Annotated in this window: 19 protein-coding genes and 2 riboswitches; of the genes, 14 read left to right on the top strand and 5 right to left on the bottom strand. The window is 35.8% G+C overall.

Annotated elements, in window-relative coordinates; all coding sequences use genetic code 11:
• The 4 genes from LF887_RS06560 (at position 1) to tpiA (ending at position 2,770) form a co-directional block, all read left to right on the top strand.
• Entirely contained in the window at positions 1–1,110 is a 1,110-nt protein-coding gene (locus tag LF887_RS06560) for a BT_3928 family protein (RefSeq protein ID WP_236858043.1), read from the top strand.
• Between the two features lie 109 nt (positions 1,111–1,219).
• The gene (locus LF887_RS06555; protein WP_236858042.1) at positions 1,220–1,570 is read left to right on the top strand and encodes a TerB family tellurite resistance protein; all 351 of its coding nucleotides are present in this window, start codon (positions 1,220–1,222) and stop codon (positions 1,568–1,570) included.
• 24 nt (positions 1,571–1,594) lie between these two features.
• Complete coding sequence (locus LF887_RS06550) at positions 1,595–1,999, top strand: hypothetical protein (RefSeq protein WP_236858041.1); 405 nt, start codon at positions 1,595–1,597, stop codon at positions 1,997–1,999.
• Between the two features lie 12 nt (positions 2,000–2,011).
• Positions 2,012–2,770, top strand: a complete 759-nt coding sequence (tpiA, locus tag LF887_RS06545) for a triose-phosphate isomerase (protein WP_236858040.1) — start codon at positions 2,012–2,014, stop codon at positions 2,768–2,770.
• Between the two features lie 158 nt (positions 2,771–2,928).
• Here tpiA and LF887_RS06540 read toward each other — a convergent pair whose 3' ends face one another.
• Positions 2,929–4,191, bottom strand: a complete 1,263-nt coding sequence (locus LF887_RS06540) for an esterase-like activity of phytase family protein (RefSeq protein ID WP_236858039.1) — start codon at positions 4,189–4,191, stop codon at positions 2,929–2,931.
• A gap of 259 nt (positions 4,192–4,450) precedes the next feature.
• Positions 4,451–4,643: riboswitch (cobalamin riboswitch) on the top strand.
• 62 nt (positions 4,644–4,705) lie between these two features.
• Here LF887_RS06540 and LF887_RS06535 point away from each other — a divergent pair.
• From LF887_RS06535 to LF887_RS06525, 3 genes are all read left to right on the top strand, one after another.
• The gene (locus tag LF887_RS06535; protein ID WP_236858038.1) at positions 4,706–5,809 is read left to right on the top strand and encodes a T9SS type A sorting domain-containing protein; all 1,104 of its coding nucleotides are present in this window, start codon (positions 4,706–4,708) and stop codon (positions 5,807–5,809) included.
• A gap of 303 nt (positions 5,810–6,112) precedes the next feature.
• Positions 6,113–6,303: riboswitch (cobalamin riboswitch) on the top strand.
• Positions 6,304–6,405: 102 nt separating this feature from the next.
• The gene (locus LF887_RS06530) at positions 6,406–7,686 is read left to right on the top strand and encodes a T9SS type A sorting domain-containing protein (RefSeq protein ID WP_236858037.1); all 1,281 of its coding nucleotides are present in this window, start codon (positions 6,406–6,408) and stop codon (positions 7,684–7,686) included.
• A gap of 7 nt (positions 7,687–7,693) precedes the next feature.
• Positions 7,694–8,818: a T9SS type A sorting domain-containing protein gene (locus LF887_RS06525; RefSeq protein ID WP_236858036.1), complete on the top strand. Its 1,125-nt coding sequence runs from the start codon at positions 7,694–7,696 to the stop codon at positions 8,816–8,818.
• A 108-nt stretch (positions 8,819–8,926) separates the two neighbouring features.
• Here the strand turns inward: LF887_RS06525 and clpP are convergent, their stop codons facing one another.
• From clpP to LF887_RS06505, 4 genes are all read right to left on the bottom strand, one after another.
• A complete protein-coding gene (gene clpP / locus LF887_RS06520) occupies positions 8,927–9,613 on the bottom strand; it encodes an ATP-dependent Clp endopeptidase proteolytic subunit ClpP (protein ID WP_034726592.1) in 687 nt (228 codons plus the stop codon).
• 111 nt (positions 9,614–9,724) lie between these two features.
• Complete coding sequence (gene dnaG, locus LF887_RS06515) at positions 9,725–11,710, bottom strand: DNA primase (RefSeq protein ID WP_236858035.1); 1,986 nt, start codon at positions 11,708–11,710, stop codon at positions 9,725–9,727.
• A 220-nt stretch (positions 11,711–11,930) separates the two neighbouring features.
• Positions 11,931–12,806 carry a GLPGLI family protein gene (locus LF887_RS06510; protein WP_236858034.1) on the bottom strand — a complete coding sequence of 292 codons (876 nt, stop codon included), beginning with the start codon at positions 12,804–12,806 and terminating at the stop codon, positions 11,931–11,933.
• Positions 12,781–13,368 carry a GLPGLI family protein gene (locus LF887_RS06505; RefSeq protein ID WP_236858033.1) on the bottom strand — a complete coding sequence of 196 codons (588 nt, stop codon included), beginning with the start codon at positions 13,366–13,368 and terminating at the stop codon, positions 12,781–12,783. The genes LF887_RS06510 and LF887_RS06505 overlap by 26 nt, the downstream gene beginning before the upstream one ends.
• Before the next feature lie 471 nt (positions 13,369–13,839).
• On the opposite strand from LF887_RS06505, the gene tsaE reads away from it, so the two are divergent.
• The 7 genes from tsaE to LF887_RS06470 all read left to right on the top strand — a co-directional run bounded on the left by tsaE (position 13,840) and on the right by LF887_RS06470 (position 20,228).
• On the top strand, positions 13,840–14,247 hold the full coding sequence (gene tsaE, locus LF887_RS06500; protein ID WP_236858032.1) for a tRNA (adenosine(37)-N6)-threonylcarbamoyltransferase complex ATPase subunit type 1 TsaE: 408 nt from the start codon (positions 13,840–13,842) through the stop codon (positions 14,245–14,247).
• A gap of 66 nt (positions 14,248–14,313) precedes the next feature.
• Complete coding sequence (locus LF887_RS06495) at positions 14,314–15,504, top strand: alanine dehydrogenase (protein WP_236858031.1); 1,191 nt, start codon at positions 14,314–14,316, stop codon at positions 15,502–15,504.
• Positions 15,504–15,875 carry a hypothetical protein gene (locus LF887_RS06490; protein ID WP_236858030.1) on the top strand — a complete coding sequence of 124 codons (372 nt, stop codon included), beginning with the start codon at positions 15,504–15,506 and terminating at the stop codon, positions 15,873–15,875. The genes LF887_RS06495 and LF887_RS06490 overlap by 1 nt, the downstream gene beginning before the upstream one ends.
• Positions 15,876–15,895: 20 nt before the next feature.
• On the top strand, positions 15,896–16,669 hold the full coding sequence (locus tag LF887_RS06485) for a histidine kinase (RefSeq protein WP_236858029.1): 774 nt from the start codon (positions 15,896–15,898) through the stop codon (positions 16,667–16,669).
• On the top strand, positions 16,644–17,354 hold the full coding sequence (locus LF887_RS06480) for a LytR/AlgR family response regulator transcription factor (protein ID WP_236858028.1): 711 nt from the start codon (positions 16,644–16,646) through the stop codon (positions 17,352–17,354). Before LF887_RS06485 ends, LF887_RS06480 begins: the two co-directional genes overlap by 26 nt.
• A 108-nt stretch (positions 17,355–17,462) precedes the next feature.
• Positions 17,463–17,852: a hypothetical protein gene (locus LF887_RS06475; RefSeq protein WP_236858027.1), complete on the top strand. Its 390-nt coding sequence runs from the start codon at positions 17,463–17,465 to the stop codon at positions 17,850–17,852.
• A gap of 96 nt (positions 17,853–17,948) precedes the next feature.
• Positions 17,949–20,228 carry a cation:proton antiporter gene (locus LF887_RS06470; RefSeq protein WP_236858026.1) on the top strand — a complete coding sequence of 760 codons (2,280 nt, stop codon included), beginning with the start codon at positions 17,949–17,951 and terminating at the stop codon, positions 20,226–20,228.
• Positions 20,229–20,448 lie beyond the last annotated feature (220 nt).

Here is a 20,448-nt window from a genome sequence, read left to right as displayed (position 1 = left end):
ATGATCAAAGGTTTATTACGCTTTATTATTGCTGTTATTTTTATCCTTTCCGGCTTTGTAAAAGCTGTGGATCTGGTGGGATTTTCTTTCAAAATGGAAGAATATTTCGCACCTCCTGTTTTCAATATGCCGTTTTTTGAAAAATTTGCACTGCTGTTTTCAATTATAGTGGTTGTACTGGAGCTTTTCCTGGGATTTATGCTTCTGCTGAAAATAAAGCTTAAATTTACCTTATCATTACTGATAGCCCTTTGTGTGTTCTTTGGGTTCCTTACCTTCTATTCTGCTTACTTCAATGTGGTAACAGACTGTGGATGCTTTGGTGATGCTATAAAGTTTACGCCTTGGCAGAGTTTCATTAAGGACGTTGTTCTTTTGGTGGGACTTATTATTTTGTTTGTTCTGTATAAAAAAGAATTTGTGGTAAGAGATGAGTATGGAGCTACCAGAAAAGAGTCTTCGAATAAGTTCAAATATTATATTTTAGGAGCTTTTTCATTGGTTATGATCTACATTATGGCTCAGGGAATTATGCATGAACCGCTTATTGATTTCCGTGATTATAAAATAGGGACGGATATTAAAGGAGAAAAAGAAAAAATAAACAAAAATCCTTCTGAATACAAGACTTTTTATTCTTTAAAAAATCAGAAAACAGGAGAAGTTGTGAAAGTAAACCAGGACGACTATATTAAGGAAACAAAATACTGGAAAGAAGGAACTCCATGGAAGATTGAAGAGGGGAAAAATGAATCTGTCCTGATCAAGGAAGGATATAAATCTGAGATCGTAAAATTCAAAATTGAAGATGCTTCAGGGATGGAGATTACAGAGGAGATCATCAATGCTCCAAAAGTAGTTTTGGTATTCTCCTATCATCCAAAAGAGGTGTCTGCTGATCTTCTGAAAAAAGTGGAAGCTAAAGTTAATGCTCAGAAAGGAGCTCTTATCTATGGTATTTCTACTGATCCGAATACTTTTAAAACAATTAAAAATGCAATGATGGATGGCACTGCCATCAAAACCATTGCAAGAAGCAATCCATTTGTACTCATCCTGGAAAAAGGGAAAATTATAGACAAACAGCCTGCAAAAGACTACGTTGAATAATTATAAATGAAAATTAATAATTGATAATTGAGGAAAGATCAAAGCAGGTACAGGATACTCAACTATCAACTATCAACTTTAAACACTAATCTTAAACATAAAACAGCTCATGCAAAAATCAAATAAATCTATCGCCGGCTACCACTTACTAATGATTCTTTCTTCTGTAGACGGAGAGTTTGCTCCTGAAGAAGGAATGCTTGTACAGCAATATCTGGCGGATGAATTTCCATTCCGAATGAACCTTGATAATGAACTTGAAACACTTGCTCTCTTACAACCTGAAGAATGGAAAGACCACTTTGAGTTTCATGGGAGATGCTTCCACGATGATTCTACAGAAAACGAGCGTATAAAATTTGCAAAGTTTGCCAAATCATTAATCAAAGCTGACCATAAAGTGACGGATGAGGAACATACATTTTATGTTCTGCTGAAAAACTTGTGGGGATTATCATAAATATCAATCTAACGTAAAAAAACCATGAAGAAATTATTTGTTTTATCTCTGTTGGCTATAACAGCAGGGTTAACAGCTCAAAAGAAAGAATATGATCCTAAAATAATGGGATGTTATAAAGGATCAGAAGTCAACCAGCAGGTTGAAGGGGTTTCAAAATACTGGGTATCATGCAGGCTGGAGAAAGGTAAAAGCATATTAATGTTTGTGGCCATTAATGAAGACGGCTCTGTGTCCCAGCAAACTGAAAATGGCAGCTGGTGGACCAAAGACGGTAAATATTATGAACTTCACAATGTAGATAAGGTTACAGATATTTATAACTATGAAGTATTGAATAATGGTGACGTTAAGTTTCACTCTATTAAACTGATGGGTAGCAAAGACAATACCTACATTTTTACTGATACGAAAATAAAAGAAGATTAAATAAAAATAATTATGAGAAGAAAGATAGTTGCAGGTAACTGGAAAATGAACAAGAATGTAATTGATGCTCAACAATTGATGATCCAATTACTAAGTTATAAAAACAACAATGCAACAAACTGTGAGGTTTGGATTGCTCCACCATCTTTATATTTAATGATGGCTAAAGACATCTTTGAAAAGGATGAAATCGGAGTATTTTCTCAGGATATGAGCGAGCATGAAAGTGGTGCTTATACGGGTGAAATTTCTGCGGATATGCTTGAATCTATCGATGCAACCGGATCATTGATCGGTCACTCTGAAAGAAGACAATACCACGGAGAAACTGATTCCCACTGCAACAAAAAAATCAAATTAGCATTGGATAAAGGTCTTACTCCTATCTACTGTAACGGAGAAACTCTTGATCAGAGAAAAGCGGGACAGCATCTTGAAGTAGTAAAAAACCAAACTGAAGTTGCTCTTTTCACCCTTTCTGCTGATGAAATCAAAAAGGTAGTAATCGCTTACGAACCTGTATGGGCTATCGGAACGGGAGAAACTGCGACTCCTGAGCAGGCTCAGGAAATCCATGCTCACATCAGAAATATTATTGCTTCCAAATATGGACAGGAAGTTGCTGATGAGGTTTCTATCCTTTATGGTGGTTCTGTAAAGCCGGACAATGCAAAGGAAATTTTCTCTCAACCTGATATTGACGGTGGTCTTATCGGAGGAGCAGCTTTAAAATTAGAAGATTTCTCTAAGATTATTGAGGGATTTAATTAATATTGAGAGGCTATGTTTTGGCTAAAGCCAATGGCATTATTTCTTTTATGTATTAAACGGGCTAAAGCCCGTTCCTATTGAAAGATTAAATACCTTAGAATCATACAAATAAAAACGGCGGAATCTTCGATTCCGCCGTTTTCTTTAAAAAAATCTAATTATTGAATATCGACTACATACATTGTTCCTTTGTCCACCTTTCCTGTTTTAGGCAGAATTTTTGCTTTGGGATTTCCATTTCCATCATCCACTACTCCGAAATCATCATCATTGAAAACAGCCAGTTTATTGTTTCCTAAGTAAACAATTCCCTCAAATTTATCATGCTCATACCCCAGTTTGGTAACCAGATTTACAGCTAATGATTTGGAAACGGCTTTTATTCCTGCGTTAGTTATTTCATCCCACGAACATTGTTCCAGGGCTTTACCATTCACTTTCATTCCGTCTACAGCTGAAATATCAGCTCCGTTGACATCACTAGCGTTAGCTAAATTGATTCTATACACTTTTTTAATCCCTCCCTGAGATCCAAAATTACCGTCTCTTTCGATGACTAAAAACTCTGTATTGCTCAATGCTGTGATATCACAAACTGAGTCGGAAGCTCCACCATCCTGTTTATATAAAAACTGTTTGGTCTGTCCTGTGGCAATATCAAAAGTCACAATCCTCGTTAAAGTTGTATTGGTTGCCAGCGTTTTACTTGGTACAAACATCATAGACTGTATAGTACCTACCAAAGTTTTACCATCGGGAGTAATGCATAGTCCTTCCATCCCTCTGTTTGCTCTTCTTTTGGCTAAAACGGCAGGCAGTTTCCTTGTTCCGGTGTTCACTCCTATCGGGCTTATTCTTTCCATCTCTACTCCATCAGCACTATAATGTACAATATGAGGCCCATATTCATCTGACACCCAGAATGTACCATCTGCTGCAGCTACAATGCTTTCACTATCCAATCCGTATTTATCTGTTCCTAAAACATTTCCGGAGGCATCGTAAGCCACTTCACCCGTACTGCCCATTCCTACAGGGTTCGGCAGTCCTGTAATAAGCTGTCCGGATGGATTTTTAAGCTTAATATATTTGATTACCTCTACGTTACCTTCGGCATTAATTTTAAAATGCATAATGGTAGGTGTAAAGCCAGGTGTCAGAAATTTTTTACCATTAAGGTAGTCCGTATTCGGGCCACGGTCTGTAATGACGTAAAACTCGCCTTTTCTGGTGGGGTGAGCAGCAGCTCCGGAGCCAAATCCTCCGTTGATGACGTCTACTCCACTGATTGTAGCTAATTTAGAAAAAGGAAATTCCTGAGGAAGCTTGGAATAATTAATATCCTGATTGTTTACAGGATCATCATCCTTACATGATGCCAGCGCTGTAAGCATCAAAGCAGATAATAGTAATTTTTTCATATTCTATTGTATGGCTGCGAAAGTATAAATTGATTATAAACTGATCTTGAATCTAATGATAATTGTAGTTTAACAATAGATCCTTCAAAATGAATTCAGTATAAACAATAAAAATTTTGATTTTAATTCTAAAAATCCAACGAACTCATATAATGGATTGTTAATTTAATAAAACAAGCTTTTAGAAAACTTATTTACCATGAAAAAACCTGTTAAAGCAAAGATAATTCACAAAACACGTCCTAAATATTTATATGATATATTTGCGGACTTTTAGGGTTGAACACTGTTCATTAATAGGGAATCAGGTGAGAATAAATATTCGAATCCTGAGCTGTACCCGCAACTGTAAACTATTCAACTTATAGCACATAATGCCACTGGATGAGAAGTCCGGGAAGGCGGCTAATAAGATGTAAGCCAGGAGACCTGCCTTAAAGTATCATCTTCAGACAAGAAATTATTTTTCCGTTGAAGGTAAGTTTCGGGAATAAAACTTTAATTTAATTATATCATGAGAAAAATCTATTTTTTTTTCTTACTGCTTATCATGCAGTCCATGTCGGCCCAATTTACAGAAAATGACATTAAATTCTGGATAGGAACCGGTTCCAAAAAAGCTTATTTCATTGCTGATTTTAATGATAACAATACTCCTACGTCTTATGCATGGGGATATCGTTTTGATTCTAATGACTTAACAATGGAAGACCTTATCAATGCTATTGCTAATGCAGAGCCTAAGATAGAGGTTGAAATTCCTTCCGGGTTTCTTTACAGTTTAAACTACAATCATCATACACCAAGTCTTGATGATTATTGGTCTACCTGGTCAGGATTAACCTCAGAAAATTTATCATTCAATAACGGAGTAAATAATGACCTTTTGATTGACGGAAAATGGTATGGAATCTCCTATGGTTTTGATCCGCCTTCCAAGCCTTCCGCTCCTGTCCCTGCCTACAGTTCAAAGTGGTACAGTTCTTCTCAGATTACCAACTGGATAGGAACCGGAAGTAATAAAAGTCTGGTAGTAATTGACTTTGGGACAGATAGCACAAACGGAAATGCTGACTCTTTTGTATTCGGAATTCAATATAACGGAACAATAACTGCGGAACAGGCTTTACAGTTAATTCAGTCACAGACTTCTTATTTCAGTTTTACATCTACCAGTAATCAGGTTTCCAGTCTTTCACTGAATAACTTCACCGGAAACCCTTCCGCACCAAACAGCTGGAAATTATATAAAGGAAATGACCTTTCAAGCTGGCAGGCAAAAACCAATTTATCTCAAATTCAGCTGAATAACAATGACTGGCTAGGTTTAAGTTTCGGACAAAGAAGACCAATTACTCCGGCAGAATCATTTTCTACATTGGGTGTTTCCAGCGTCAATAAGAAAAAATTCGGTATCTATCCTAATCCGGCAAGTGACTTCATTCAAATTGATAGTCCTGAGAATGTGAAGGAAGTGAATATCTATTCTGCTACAGGGCAGAAAGTATTAACTTCCCAAGCAACAAAGATTAATATCCGGTTTTTGAATTCAGGAGTTTATTTTGTTGAGGTAAAAACTTCTGCCAATTCAACCATTCATAAGATAGTAAAGAAATAGGAAAAAAATATTTTCCCGGCCACGACTGGTAACTTTTTTTAAATGCAGTGGTGTCAAAACACGAGACTTTCTCAATTTTTGAGAAGGTCTTTTTTCGTCACGGGATTCCATTTTAACGACCGAAATTGTAAAATGAATTCAATATAAACTATAAAGCTCCTAATTTTAATTCTGAAAAACCAACAATAAAGATAGATTACTTATCAATTTGATAAAATATCTTTTTGAATAATTTATTAAATTCCATAAAAGACTTGAAATCAGGTACAATTCACAAAAAAACATCTATTAATTTATATGATATATTTGCAGCGTTTTTAAGGTTGAACATTGTTCATTAATAGGGAATCAGGTGAGAATAAATATTCGAATCCTGAGCTGTTCCCGCAACTGTAAACTAATCTACTTATAGCCTTTAATACCACTGGATAAAAATCCGGGAAGGCGGCTATAAGATGTAAGCCAGGAGACCTGCCTTAAATTAATTTCAACTTTCGGGAATAAAAGTTTGTGAAAGAAAAATCTAAACAGATTTTTTCATGAATGTTTTGTCCTGTGGTGAGGTTTCGGGAATAAAACTTTAATTTAATTATATCATGAAGAAAATCTATTTTCTTATTCTTGCGTTTGTACTCTCTTTTGCAAATGCGCAAACTGAAGGGGTCCTGGTACTCAACGAAGGCGGTGCCGGAAGCAATAATGCTGAAATATCGCTGATCTCCAATCAATCGGTTGTGACCAACAACTATTTTAAAATCAATAACAATAATGCAACACTGGGCGATACCGCACAAGACATTAAAATTTTTGGTGACAAAATTTTTGTGGTTTTAAACATTTCCAACCAAATAAAGGTCATCAACAAATCTGACTTTTCTTTGATTACCACGATTTCAAACAACCTGGACAATCCAAGATACATTGCTTTTAGCGGAGACAAATTCTATGTAACCAACTGGGGAGGAACAGGTTCTGTCAATAATTATGTAGCGGTTTACAATCTCAACACGTATGCTCATGAAGCAAATATTGCTGTAGGGTCGGGACCTGAAAAAATTTACAGTAAAGACGATAAGCTTTATGTTTTATTAAAGGGAGGTTTTGGAATCAATCAGTATATGGATGTTATCAATACTTCTACCAATTCGGTTATCTCAGAAGTAAATGTAGGAGATTTTCCACACAGTATTTTTGAAAAAAACAACCTTCTTTACATCATGAGTTCCGGAAATCCTTATACTCCTAATTCTTTTGGAACTTTTACGGTTTACAATACAACAAGCCAAAGTATCGTTTCCAGCACAGCACTTCCTGCAGGGACAAAACCAGCTTATATGGATACAGACGGTACGAATATTTATTATATGAAAGATGCGTCAATTTATAAAACATCTATTGCCGCTCCTTCTTTTTCAACAAATGCAATTGCAAGTGCACCTATTCCTATAAATAGTTATGGTACGGCCTATGGGTTTAATATTGTTAATAATAAAATTTATGTTGCTGACCCTAAGGGATATGTTGCACCGGGAAAAATTTACACTTATGATTTGCAGGGAACCTTAGAAAATACTTTTACAGTGAGTCTGCTTCCTAATCAAATCATTGCTTATAATAGTGCATCACCATCTCTTTCTACAGCTGAAAATACAAAAGCTTCTAAATTGTCATTATATCCGAATCCTGCAAGTGACAAATTCTTTGTACAAGGTTTAAATACCGGAAATATTCAGATTTATGATACTGCCGGAAGAATGATCATCAACACGCAGTATACTCAAAACGGTATTGATGTAAGTACTCTATCTAAAGGCAATTATATTGTAAAAATCACAGATAAGAATAATAATTTCACTGAAAAACTAATCATTAAATAATTCTTCAATGCAAAAATTATTAAGTCTTTTATGTACACTTATTGTGGGACTGTGCCTTGCGCAGTTTACTGCAAATGATGTAAAATTTTTCGTGGGAACAGGTTCTCAAACTGCCTATTTTGTAGCAGATTTCAAAGATGGAACTGATGACCGATCTTACGTCTGGGGAGTAAGATTTAATCCGGGGCAGAATATAACCGGGCCTCAAATGCTTCAGATGATCAAAAGTGCAGAACCTGCTTTTGATTATATTTTAACGTTTAATAACGGATTTCTTGATAAGGTTAGTTTTAATGACCATTCTCAACAATCTACACCGGACTGGTGGAGTTTATGGCGTGGTAATGATACGAACAGCTGGTCTTCAGTAGGATGGATGAACAATGGAACGATATTAAACGGCCAGTGGTACGGTGCATCTTATGGATTCAGCAATCCTACAGCACAAGCACCTGCTACGCCAACTCCTGCATACAGTTCTTTATGGTACAATTCCTCTCAAATTACCAACTGGATTGGCACCGGATCTAATAAAAGCTTAGTTGTTATAGATTTCGGAACTGATAATTCTAATGGAAATGCTAATTCATTTGTCTTTGGAATTCAATACAATGGAACGATTACTGCTGAACAGGCTTTGCAGTTGATTCAGTCACAAGCTTCTTATTTTACCTTTACCTCAACCAACAACCAAATTTCCAGTCTTTCACTGAATAATCTCACTGGAAACACTTCCGGATCAAACAGCTGGAAATTGTATAAGGGAAATGATATCTCAAGCTGGCAGACACAGTCCGAACTTTCACAAATTCAATTAACCAATAACAAATGGCTTGGATTAAGTTTCGGACAAAGAAGACCTTTTACTCCTACTGAAGCATCTAATGCAACACTGGGTGTTTCTACTGTCAATAAGAAAATTTTAAGCATTTACCCTAATCCGGCAAGTGACTTCATTCAGATTGACAGTCCTGAAAATGTGAAGGAAGTAAATATCTATTCTGCATCGGGGCAGAAAGTAATGACAGCGCAGGCTACTAAGATTAATATTCAGTCTTTAAGTTCAGGGGTTTATTTTGTTGAGATTAAAACCTTAAACAATTCAGTACTCCATAAAATGGTTAAGAAATAGAAAAAAGAATATTTTTTCAACCCTAAATACACGATTTTTTTATTCATGTATCATGGTAAAACAAAAACGCACCCGGTTGGGTGCGTTTTTCATTTGATTTAAAATCAATTATTTTTTTTCTGTAGATCTCTGTAAAACCTCATCTACCATTCCGTAGCCTTTAGCCTCTTCAGATGTCATCCAGTAATCTCTGTCAGAAGATTTTTCAACCCACTCATAAGTTTGTCCAGAGTGGTGCCCGATAATTTCATAAAGCTCCTGCTTCAATTTCAACATCTCTCTAAGGTTGATTTCCATATCAGAAGCCACTCCCTGAGCCCCTCCTGAAGGCTGGTGAATCATGACTCTTGAATGCTTCAGCGCAGAACGCTTTCCTTTTTCACCTGCCACCAATAATACAGCTCCCATAGAAGCAGCCATACCGGTACAGATCGTTGCTACATCCGGCTTAATGATCTGCATGGTGTCATAAATACCTAAACCTGCATAAACACTACCCCCTGGAGAGTTGATGTAGATCTGAATATCTTTTGACGGATCTGCACTTTCTAAGAATAAAAGCTGTGCTGTAACAATGTTTGCTACCTGATCATCAATCCCTGTTCCAAGAAAGATAATCCTGTCCATCATCAAACGGGAGAAAACGTCCATCTGAGCAACGTTTAATCTTCTTTCTTCCATGATGTACGGAGTAAGATTCGTTGGCCCATACATTCCCATATACTGATCGGTTACCAAACCGTTGTTTCCTAAATGCTTTACAGAGAAATCTCTGAAATCTTTTTTAATGTCCATATTTCTATTATGTATTATTTTAAACAAATATTTTCAAAGTTTAAATTACAATATTTATTCCTAAAATTTTATAGGACTTTTTGTCACAGAATATAAAATATTGTCTATAAACTATCTATTTCTATCTCCATAGATCCCTTTGATCGGGGAATATTCGATAATATTACTAAGTCTTATTGAAGCCTGTTTCAGCAAAGTGATCTTCTTGATCAGTTCATAATATTTTCCTTCATCGGTATTGCTGTACTGATCCAGCTCTTTTGCTGTCTCTGTAATCAGATAATCAATGTACCGGTATTTGTGCAGTAAAACATCCCCCTGAATCTGATCCGCCACCTTATCTCCATAATTGGGAGGATAGATGTTTCTGGAAGCCCAGTTTTCAAGATCATCCAGCGGTATCAGTGCATCTACTACTTTGGTTGTGATTTCTTCATCCATAAAAGATACAAAAAAGTTTCCGCTTCTAAGCTCATCTTTCTGAATTCCCTCTCTTACCTGATTGATAATAATCTCATTTTCTTTGACTAAAAACGTATACTGTTCTTCTTCAAAATGATGAAGAATTTCTTCAATAACTGTAATCTGGTACTCTTCATTTTGTTCATTTCTGCGTTTCAGGACAATATCCCCAAACATCAGCATATGATCTACCAGCTTATTCTCCATAAACAGTACTCCAAACAGGAAAGGATCTTCTTTCTCTTTATCCGGAGGGACAATCTCCATCTTGGGAGCCGTTTTATCCTTCTGCTGCTGCTGAACATGGCTCGTCTGATTCTGGGTAATCTGCTTCTGAACATCCAGTTCGTTGAAAAGGCTCTGCTCAGAAAGTCCGAACTTATTCGAAACCTCCTTAAGATATACCTCCCTTTTCAGGGCATTCTGTACAAAGGAAACCGATTTTACAATATCCCTTATCGCTTCAGCCTTTTTAATAGGATCATTTCCTATATCTCTCAACAGGATTTCCGCTTTAAAGTCGATAAAATCCATCGCTTCATTTTCGATGTATTTTTCAACGTATTCCTGCGGATGTTTTCTGGCAAAAGAATCCGGGTCATCTCCATCAGGGAACAGTAGTACACGGATATTCATGCCTTCTGTCAAAAGCATATCGATACTTCGGAAACTGGCTTTAATCCCGGCATTATCTCCGTCAAAAAGTATGGTTACATTTTCCGTAAGCCTCTTGATCAGTTTAATCTGCTCAGTCGTCAGCGAAGTTCCGGAGCTTGCTACCACATTTTCTATCCCGGACATATGAAGTGAAATCACATCCATATACCCTTCTACCAAAAGACAGGCATTTTTTCTTGAAATAGCCTGTTTACTTTGGTTTAACCCGTAAAGAACATTGGATTTATGGTAAATCTCCGTTTCCGGAGAGTTGAGATATTTTGCTGTTTTTACATTATTCTTAAGAATTCTGGCTCCAAAACCTAAAACTCTACCCGAAAAACTATGAATTGGGAAAATAACCCTTTCACGAAACCGGTCAATTCCTGCCGGTGAATTTTCAGGGAAGATAGAAAGTCCTGATTTTTCAAGAATATCTTTGTTATAGCCTTTCTCCAGCGCATACGCTGTAAAAGCATTTTTCTTTTCAGGAGAATATCCAAGCTGGAATTTCCTGATGATATCATCCTTAAGCTCTCGTTCTTTAAAGTAAGAAAGACCTATACTTCTGCCATCCTGCTCATCCCAAAGTATCTCCTGAAAGTAAGTGTTGGCGACCTCGTGGATCTTATATAAAATATCTTTTTCGGTCTGGGCATTCTTTGCTTCCTCAGAAATTTCACGTAAATCCTCTTCTATTTCGATTCCATACTTTTTAGCAGCATGACGAAGAGCTTCAGGATAAGTAAAATTCTCAATTTCCATCAGGAAAGAGATCGCTGTTCCTCCTTTTCCCGTAGAGAAGTCTTTCCAAATCTGCTTACTTGGCGAAACGACAAAACTTGGCGATTTTTCTTCATGAAAAGGACTGAGTCCTTTAAAGTTAGACCCCGCTCTTTTCAACTGCACATATTCCCCTACAATCTCTTCTACCCTGATTGTGGAGAATATTTTATCTATCGTCTGCTTAGAAATCATGCTGTAAAATTAAGTATTTAGTCTGAAGAAAAAAATTTGTAAAAAAAGAATAATCATAAATCAATTTTCAGAAAATCCATTAAACGATACCTGTAGTATTGATGAAACTAAATCATAATGTTTGTTTAAAATTCATACATCGTTTAAGGCCCATAAATAAAAATCCGACTGAAAAACTATCTAGTCGGCTATATTTTTTACAAAAAATTCTATAATGGAATTATTTATACAGTTCCAGTTCTAAGAAATTATTATTGGTTTTAATTTCCATTTCTGCCTGTTTCTTAAAATTTCTAATAATATCGCTCTGTTTTACTTCTTCACCATTCCAACTTAAGCTTGCCTGAACACTGGAGTTTAAAATTGTACTTTTAATACTTACAGACGGATCTTTCTTGTAATCATTCCAAATCTTATTAAACTTTTGTTCTGTAATAGTGAATTTGTTATCATTAGTAAACTCATATTCTGAAGAAATATCTTTTTTGATTCCTATCAAATTGAAAATATGGTCTCCTTTGGTATCTTCAACAGTCAGAATTAAACCTGGCAGACCATAAAAACAATAAGGTCCATCCGAAAATGGAATTTCATTAGTAAACCAGGCAACCCAATCTCTTCCCCCAAAAGAAGTGGTTGCTTTCTGAACAGTATAGTTTTTTACCTTTTTCTTATCGGGAAGAATATTCCAGCTTAAAAGTTTTCTTTTTCTTATTATTGTATATCCCTTTCCTCCTATTTCATTCTGAAGAAGGATTTCGTATTCAGGGTATTTCTTTTCAACAGAAAATTTTGTTTTAGATTTGTCCTGAAAATTTGAAAAATTATACTCTTTTAATCGTAAGGAAGAGACCTTTTGTATCTGAACATTTTTCAATGAATCATACACAAACTTTGGATAACTATAAAAGTGAGATCCTTCTTTCAAAATATCAAGGAACATTACTTCTTTCTCTATCCTTTCTTTATTTAATGAATCAATTTTATAAATATATTCATATGCCACCCTCGTATTCTGTCCAAAAGATAATGAACAGAATAATATGCATATTAAAATTTTTATTGTTTTGCTATTCCCACTCATATATTTTTTCAATCGCAGTCCTTTTTGGTTGTTCTATATTCATCACTGTCCCATTATTTGGTAGTTTGGCGGTTAACCTTTTTACCTCATCCTCATTTTTCTTATCCTGCAGGTGAATAAATTCTCTGTAGGTAATTGTTTTTTCCTCTGTAGCAGTCAATATTACATTATTCGGGATAGTAAATTCAATACTTTCTGCTTTCCATGAATTAACAGCATTATCATCTTCTCCAACTTCTAAGATAACTCCCGGTAAACCAGCAAATTTATAAGGTCCAAATGCATAAGGTAAATCAGGTGTATAATAAGCGGTTATTTTACTGCCTCTGAATAGTCCCGTTGCTTTTTTACAAACATATTTTCCGATCTTCTTTGTATTACTATAATTTGTATTCCATACAATTTTTGGAAGTTCATCTTTTATCCAGTAAGAATGATCATCAATATGCTCATGTATAATCACAGTTTCATTCAGAGCAGACCTATAATACTTGGCTTTTTGTTTTGTTGTTTTCCCTAATATTCTGGTATTATTTCCATCAGCATGTAATTGTTCATTGGTATTCTTTATCATGACAGAATCTCTTATACCCAAAGCATTAACACCTGATATATATAAATCTTCATGTACTAAAAAATTTACAGGATTTACATAAGTGTATTTAATATGCAAGTTTTGAGATTGTACAAAAATCAGCATTACTGAACTTAAAAATAGAAAAAATTTACTCTTCATTTAAACTCGATTAAGATTGTATGATAAAGAAATTGCACTTTATTTTTTTCCATTTTGTAATTAAAAAATATTTATAATAAATCAAAATTTAAACACATTGTATTCTTTATGTGTAGTACACTACAAAAGATTCACCGATTAAATCAATTTAACAATTTCAATAAGGATAGAAATTTTATTTTATATTTTTGTAGCACTAAAATATAAAACAATTTAGATCTAAAAAATAGTTTTAAATAATAATCACAAAATAGTTATTTATTATTTAAAAAATCAGCTCTTTATTACAACGAAAACAAGATTCATTCAATGAAAATAAGAATCAATACAATCGAAGACTGGCAGGAAGTTGTCACTACCATCCTTCCGGAATTAAAACATAACATCCTTCTTTTAAAAGGAAATCTGGGTGCCGGGAAAACTACTTTCACGCAGTTTCTGCTTAAAAATCTGGGAAGTACGGATGAAGTAAACTCCCCTACCTACTCTATTGTCAACGAATATATGACGCCTAAAGGGAAGATCTATCATTTCGATCTTTACCGCTTAAAAAACATTGAAGAAGTATATGATATCGGGATTGAAGAGTATCTTGACAATTCCTTTCTGTGCATTATAGAGTGGCCGGAAGTTTACGAAGAAGAGCTTTACGGGCTCAACTACCACACAATGAGTATTGTGAATACGGGTGAAAACAGAGAAGTTTCATTCGATTAAATATTATGTATCTTTGCTCATTAATTAAGTATAAAAACAATCTGTAAGACATAATTTAATTTAAGGATGAGTACAAATATTTTTACTCCTTTCACAGAAGAAGAATTGATGCCGAAAGAGGAAAAATTGGAGGTTATAAAAAAAGGAAAACAGTTCAGTATTGGGATTCCTAAAGAAACCTGTCTCAACGAAAGGAGAACCTGCATTACTCCTGACGCCGTACAGGTGTTGGTAGAACATGGTCATGAGATCATTGTGGAGGCAGGAGCCGGAGAAGGTTCATTTTTTACAGATTTACAGTATTCTGAATCTGGAGCAAAGATTACCACTGATCCTAAAGAAGCTTTTGGACAGGATCTTATTTTAAAAATTAATCCTCCTACCGAAGATGAAATTGATTATATGAAACCAAATACCTATCTGGTTTCAGCACTTCAGATCAACCTTCGGGATAAAAATTACTTTTTAAAACTTGCGGAGAAAAAAATAAATGCTATTGCTTTCGAATTTATCGTTGACGAATACAAACAGCTGGCATTGGTAAGATTAATCGGTGAAATTGCAGGAACAGTTTCTATTCTCTATGCATCGGAACTTCTCGCTTTATCCAACGGATTAATGCTGGGCGGTATTACAGGAGTAAGACCCTCTGAAGTAGTGGTTCTTGGAGCCGGAATTGTGGGTGAATTTGCTACAAAAGCAGCCATAGGATTAGGAGCCAGTGTAAAAGTTTTTGATAATTCATTATCTAAACTGAGAAGACTTCATACCATAGTTGACAGCAGGGTTCCCACTTCTATCATAGACCCCAAAGAACTCAGTAAAAGTTTAAGACGCGCTGATGTAGTGATAGGAGCTTTACCAAGATTAAATATGACTCCTATTGTAACTGAAGATATGGTCATGAAAATGAAAAAAGGCAGTGTCATCATCGATATTACAATAGACAACGGTAAGGTGATTGAAACATCAGAACTTACAACTATGGAAGACCCTTACGTCATCAAACACGGCGTTATCCACTGCGGGCTTCCAAACCTTACATCCAGAATGCCGAGAACTACAACAAAGGCAATTTCAAATTTCTTCCTTTCCTATATTTTAAATTATGATGAAGAAGGCGGTTTTGAAAATATGCTGATCCGCAAAAACGAAATGAAGCAGAGTTTATATATGTACAAGGGAAGACATACTAAAAAGATCATCTGTGACCGTTTCGGACTTACGTACCACGATATCAATCTTTTAATTTTCTAATGAAAAAACTGAAATTTTATGCAATAGGCTTCGTTCCGGGGTTGTTGCTTGTATTTTTTATTTTAAACAAGAAAGGAGCAAGCTGCAGCGGTTATTTACCGAACAGCCGTGTGATTGCAGAAACACTTTCTAAAGAATTCAAATATTCTGAAGACTTTAAAAACGGAATGACTACTTACAAAATCAATGAAAAATTTGTAAAAGACAGTATCATTACCAAAGGAAAAGTAGATTTTGACCGAAGCAATGCACAAAAACAGCCTTGCCCGGACTATCTGATCTCTTATCCTGAAAAAAATCCATCATACGAGATCACTTTTGAAAAGTGTGAAGAAACCGTGACTTTAAACAGTCTTAAGAAAATTAGATAGTTTTCTATAACTGATACGATATGGAAGGCAATTACTACATGATTCATGATTATCTGATATTCATCGGAGTTTTTGCCATTTTCCTTTTCCTGACAGCAAGTATTTATCTGTTCAGCCAAAGCCAGAAACTGAAACTGAAAAATGCCAAACTGTCAGAAGCCAATAAAATCATTGAGCAGCGACTGAATGAAGTCCGTCTGGAACATATCGGGACCAAACTGAATCCGCACCTCTTTAAAAACATTCTTAATTCCGTTCAGTCTCATGCCTACCAGACTTATATGTCTCTGGATAAGCTGGCCAACGTTCTGGATTACATTTTGTATGAAAGCAACAATAAGTTTGTAAGCCCAAAAGAAGAACTGCACTTTGCCTTGAGCCTGATTGAAATTAATAAAATTAAAATAAATCCCCTTTTCGACTTCAGGATTAAATCCAGGATCAACAAATCTGACTCTGTATACGAAGAAAAGGTATTTGCTCCTCTGATCTCTGTGGATCTGATAGAAAATGCTTTCAAACACACAGATTTTCTTGCCCCGGATTCTTTTATTTCCATCTATATGGAGCTTGAGAACGGTATTTTCACAATGAAAGTCAGTAACAAAGCCTCCCAGAAAAACATTCTTGAAAAAGAAAAAAGTGGTTTCGGGAGCCAGTCTTTTGATCAAAGGCTTAAAATGATCTACACTACTTACTACCAGCTGGAAAGGAGTTCAAAAAATGGAATCTTCACCGCTGAATTAAAAATCAATTTAGGAGAATTCTATGGTAAAATGCGTTATTCTGGATGATGAACTGCTTGCAATAAGCTATCTGAAACTTCTGTGCGGGCAAATTGACGATGTAGAAGTGGTAAAAGCATTCAATGATCCTAAAATTTTCCTGAAAGAAATTGAGACTCTCGACTGCAATCTCTGCATCCTGGACATTGAAATGCCCGGAATGACAGGCCTTCAGGTTGCCGAGTTGATTTCCGGTTCTAAAAAGATCATCTTCACGACCGCTTACAAAGAATATGCAGCAGAAGCTTTTGATCTTAATGTAGTAGATTACGTAAGAAAACCCATCAAAAAAGAACGACTGATTCAGGCTTTTGAAAAGGCTAAAGAACAAATCAGCACTGTTCAGAAAAAAACCTTTATCGAATGGAATACCAACATCGGCAAGACCATTATCCCCACCGAACAGATTGTCTACATCAAAACGTCTGAAATTGACAGCCGTGATAAGGATATTACCCTCAATGATGGTATAACCATCGTATTGAAAAATCTTAACTTCAAAAATCTTCTTGAAATGCTGCCTGCCAGAGACTTCGCACAGGTAAATAAAAAAGAGATTATCGCCCTGTCTTCCATCAAGGTATTTACCACCAACGAAATCATTACAACAATCCTTACCGAAGGAGAGAATTTTCTGAAACTTCAGATTGGAGATACTTATAAAAGCTCACTGATGGAATTATTCGGAAAATAAACTTTTCAAACATTTCCTGTTTCATTACAGAAAGACTCTGCTTCATTACACTCTCTGTTTTTGAGACCTCCTGCAAACGTACTTTTGTTCGATATTAAATGATTAATAATGAAAAAGGTTATTTATGCTGTGGGGATTATCATATCCGGACTGTGTTTTTCTCAGGAAACCCCTTCAAAAATTAAGGCTTCATTCTTTGAGGGAATTGCAGTTGCCGGATATGTAGATCACGGTGCTTTCATCAACTTTACCGGTCCAAACGTAAATGCTTCCTACAAAGGATTCAAATTTATTATCGGAATGCTTCCTTCTTTGAGAATAAAAGAAGATCAATCTCCCGGGGCGAAAAACAGTGCCATAACCCCTAATCTGGGTGCAGGACTTACAGTGGTTTATAAAAAAATGGTTGTTCAGATTCCTGTTTATTACAATACCAAGACCGCTACACAGGACGGCAGCTGGAAAATAGGAGCCGGAATCGGATATTCTTTCAAATAGATTTTATTACATTTTTTGAAACCTTCATTACATTTTAATAAAAAGGACATTTAACATAACTATATTCTTATCAACTTTGCAAAAAATATTGGAATCATGAATTGGGGAAAATACAGAAATTTAATTTTCTATATCATTACTATAGCAGCCTTTTCCTGTCTGATGTACTACTTTATCATAGAAGGACAGACGCTGGAAATCAAAGAAAATATAGTTGCTAAAACAAGCAGCGGCTCTACCTGGGAAAACTTCCAGGAGTCTTTTAAAACGAATCTTCACCATCCTCTGGCATTATTACTGGCACAGATTGTTACCATCATTATGACCGCCAGGCTTTTCGGATGGATCTGTATGAAAATCAAACAGCCTACCGTAATCGGAGAAATGATTGCCGGGATTGTATTGGGGCCTTCTCTTGTAGGGATGTATTTCCCAGAATTTTCCGCTTTCTTATTCCCGAAAGAATCTTTAGGCAACCTACAGTTTCTGAGTCAGATAGGTCTTATTCTCTTCATGTATATTGTGGGAATGGAGCTGGATCTTAGTGTGTTAAGAAAAAAGGCACATGATGCTGTTGTGATCAGCCACGCCAGTATTATTATCCCTTTTGCCTTGGGAATTGGGCTTTCTTATTTTATTTATCGTGAGTTTGCTCCTGATGGTATTCAGTTTACGTCCTTTGCCCTGTTTATCGCAATCTCAATGAGCATCACAGCCTTTCCGGTATTAGCAAGGATTGTACAGGAGAGGAACCTTCAGAAAACCAAATTAGGAACCATTGTTATTACGTGTGCCGCAGCTGATGATATTACGGCATGGTGTATTCTGGCAGCCGTTATTGCCATTGTAAAAGCAGGTTCTTTTACAAGCTCTATTTATGTTATTCTGATGGCGATTGCCTATGTCTTTTTAATGATTAAAATAGTAAGACCTTTCCTGAAAAGGATTGGCGATCTTCAGGCTGGCAAAAATACAATCAGCAAGCCAATGGTTGCTATTTTCTTCCTTACCCTTATTCTTTCTGCTTACGCTACTGAGGTTATCGGAATTCATGCTTTGTTTGGAGCGTTCATGGCTGGTGCTATTATGCCGGAAAATGCAAAATTCAGAACGCTTTTCATTGATAAAGTTGAAGATGTGGCATTGGTATTACTTCTTCCATTATTCTTTGTATTTACAGGTCTTCGTACACAGATCGGCCTTTTAAATGACAGCCACCTGTGGATGACTGCAGGGTTCATTATTCTGACTGCAGTTATTGGAAAGTTTGCAGGAAGTGCATTGACCGCCAAATTTGTCGGCATCAACTGGAAAGAGAGTTTAACAATTGGAGCATTGATGAATACCAGAGGCTTAATGGAACTTATTGTACTGAATATAGGATATGATCTTGGAGTACTAAGCCCTGAAATATTTGCAATGCTTGTTATTATGGCTTTATTTACCACGTTCATGACAGGTCCTGCTTTAGACTTTATTAATTTTATTTTTAAATCTAAAAAAGAACATCCTGAACCTGCTCATGACAATGACTCCAAATACCGTGTTCTTTTGTCCTTTGATAAACCTGAATCCGGCAGCACACTGCTAAAACTGGCACATGACTTTACTAACAAAATGAATGGCAATAAAAGCATTACCGCCATGAATATTGCTCCGGTAGATGAAATGCACGCTTATGACAGTAATGAATATGAAGACTCACAGTTTCAGAATGTGATCGAAACGTCTCACGAACTGAATCTGGAAGTCACTACCCTGTTTAAAGCTTCAACCGATATAGAAAATGACCTCACCAGCATTACCAATAAAGGACATTATGACCTTCTTCTGATCATGCTTGGAAAATCAATGTACGAAGGAAGTTTGTTAGGAAGATTATTAGGTTTTACCACCAAGATCATTAATCCTGAAAAGCTTCTGAACACCGTAAAAGGCAAAGGGAATATCTTCAACAACTCACCTTTTGACGATTTCACGCTTCAGATTTTAGATAAAGCCAATATTCCTGTAGGCGTATTGGTGGAGAAAGATTTCAAAGCGGCAGATAAAGTATTTGTCCCAATCTTTAACCTGAGTGATTTTTATCTGCTTGAATATGCCAAAAGGCTTATTAATAACAACAATTCACAGATCATTATTCTGGATGCTGCGGGACAGATCCGAAACAATATTGAAGTGAAAGAGCTGATAAGAAGTATTGAGCAGGTAGCTCCCAATCATATTACATTGTACAATGAAAAAAAGATTGAAAAAGAATTCCTGAACTCACAAGATCTGATGCTTATCAGCAGTAAAAGCTGGAAAAGCCTGATTGATACGAAGAGTCTCTGGCTGTCTGACATACCTTCCACTTTAATTATTTCAAATCCATAACACACACCGATATTTCTATTTCCAGAAGAAGCTGTTAAATATTATTCGTTGCCTGTAAAGAAAAACGAGTATATTTACAGCTTCTTTTTTTGAGACTTACTGATTAACAGTGACAACGGCGGAATAAAAAGAGATAAAGGCTCTGATCCCTATCCCTGAAAATTCTCCATCCAAAAAAAGATAAAACCATATCCAGGCTGCTTTTTTAAATTTCCATGGG

It is taken from the genome of Chryseobacterium sp. MEBOG06, from assembly GCF_021869765.1.
Lineage (GTDB): Bacteria > Bacteroidota > Bacteroidia > Flavobacteriales > Weeksellaceae > Chryseobacterium.
This window is presented reverse-complemented; position numbering and strand designations above follow the sequence as displayed.

Coding starts and splice junctions, on each gene's coding strand:
- dnaG (WP_236858035.1), bottom strand. CDS start 11,710: ATGATTTCTAAGCAGACGATAGATAAAATATTCTCCACAATCAGGGTA.
- clpP (WP_034726592.1), bottom strand. CDS start 9,613: ATGGACATTAAAAAAGATTTCAGAGATTTCTCTGTAAAGCATTTAGGA.
- LF887_RS06550 (WP_236858041.1), top strand. CDS start 1,595: ATGAAGAAATTATTTGTTTTATCTCTGTTGGCTATAACAGCAGGGTTA.
- LF887_RS06535 (WP_236858038.1), top strand. CDS start 4,706: ATGAGAAAAATCTATTTTTTTTTCTTACTGCTTATCATGCAGTCCATG.
- LF887_RS06525 (WP_236858036.1), top strand. CDS start 7,694: ATGCAAAAATTATTAAGTCTTTTATGTACACTTATTGTGGGACTGTGC.
- LF887_RS06540 (WP_236858039.1), bottom strand. CDS start 4,191: ATGAAAAAATTACTATTATCTGCTTTGATGCTTACAGCGCTGGCATCA.
- LF887_RS06560 (WP_236858043.1), top strand. CDS start 1: ATGATCAAAGGTTTATTACGCTTTATTATTGCTGTTATTTTTATCCTT.
- tsaE (WP_236858032.1), top strand. CDS start 13,840: ATGAAAATAAGAATCAATACAATCGAAGACTGGCAGGAAGTTGTCACT.
- LF887_RS06555 (WP_236858042.1), top strand. CDS start 1,220: ATGCAAAAATCAAATAAATCTATCGCCGGCTACCACTTACTAATGATT.
- LF887_RS06475 (WP_236858027.1), top strand. CDS start 17,463: ATGAAAAAGGTTATTTATGCTGTGGGGATTATCATATCCGGACTGTGT.
- LF887_RS06480 (WP_236858028.1), top strand. CDS start 16,644: ATGGTAAAATGCGTTATTCTGGATGATGAACTGCTTGCAATAAGCTAT.
- LF887_RS06485 (WP_236858029.1), top strand. CDS start 15,896: ATGGAAGGCAATTACTACATGATTCATGATTATCTGATATTCATCGGA.
- LF887_RS06505 (WP_236858033.1), bottom strand. CDS start 13,368: ATGATAAAGAATACCAATGAACAATTACATGCTGATGGAAATAATACC.
- LF887_RS06495 (WP_236858031.1), top strand. CDS start 14,314: ATGAGTACAAATATTTTTACTCCTTTCACAGAAGAAGAATTGATGCCG.
- LF887_RS06530 (WP_236858037.1), top strand. CDS start 6,406: ATGAAGAAAATCTATTTTCTTATTCTTGCGTTTGTACTCTCTTTTGCA.
- LF887_RS06470 (WP_236858026.1), top strand. CDS start 17,949: ATGAATTGGGGAAAATACAGAAATTTAATTTTCTATATCATTACTATA.
- LF887_RS06490 (WP_236858030.1), top strand. CDS start 15,504: ATGAAAAAACTGAAATTTTATGCAATAGGCTTCGTTCCGGGGTTGTTG.
- tpiA (WP_236858040.1), top strand. CDS start 2,012: ATGAGAAGAAAGATAGTTGCAGGTAACTGGAAAATGAACAAGAATGTA.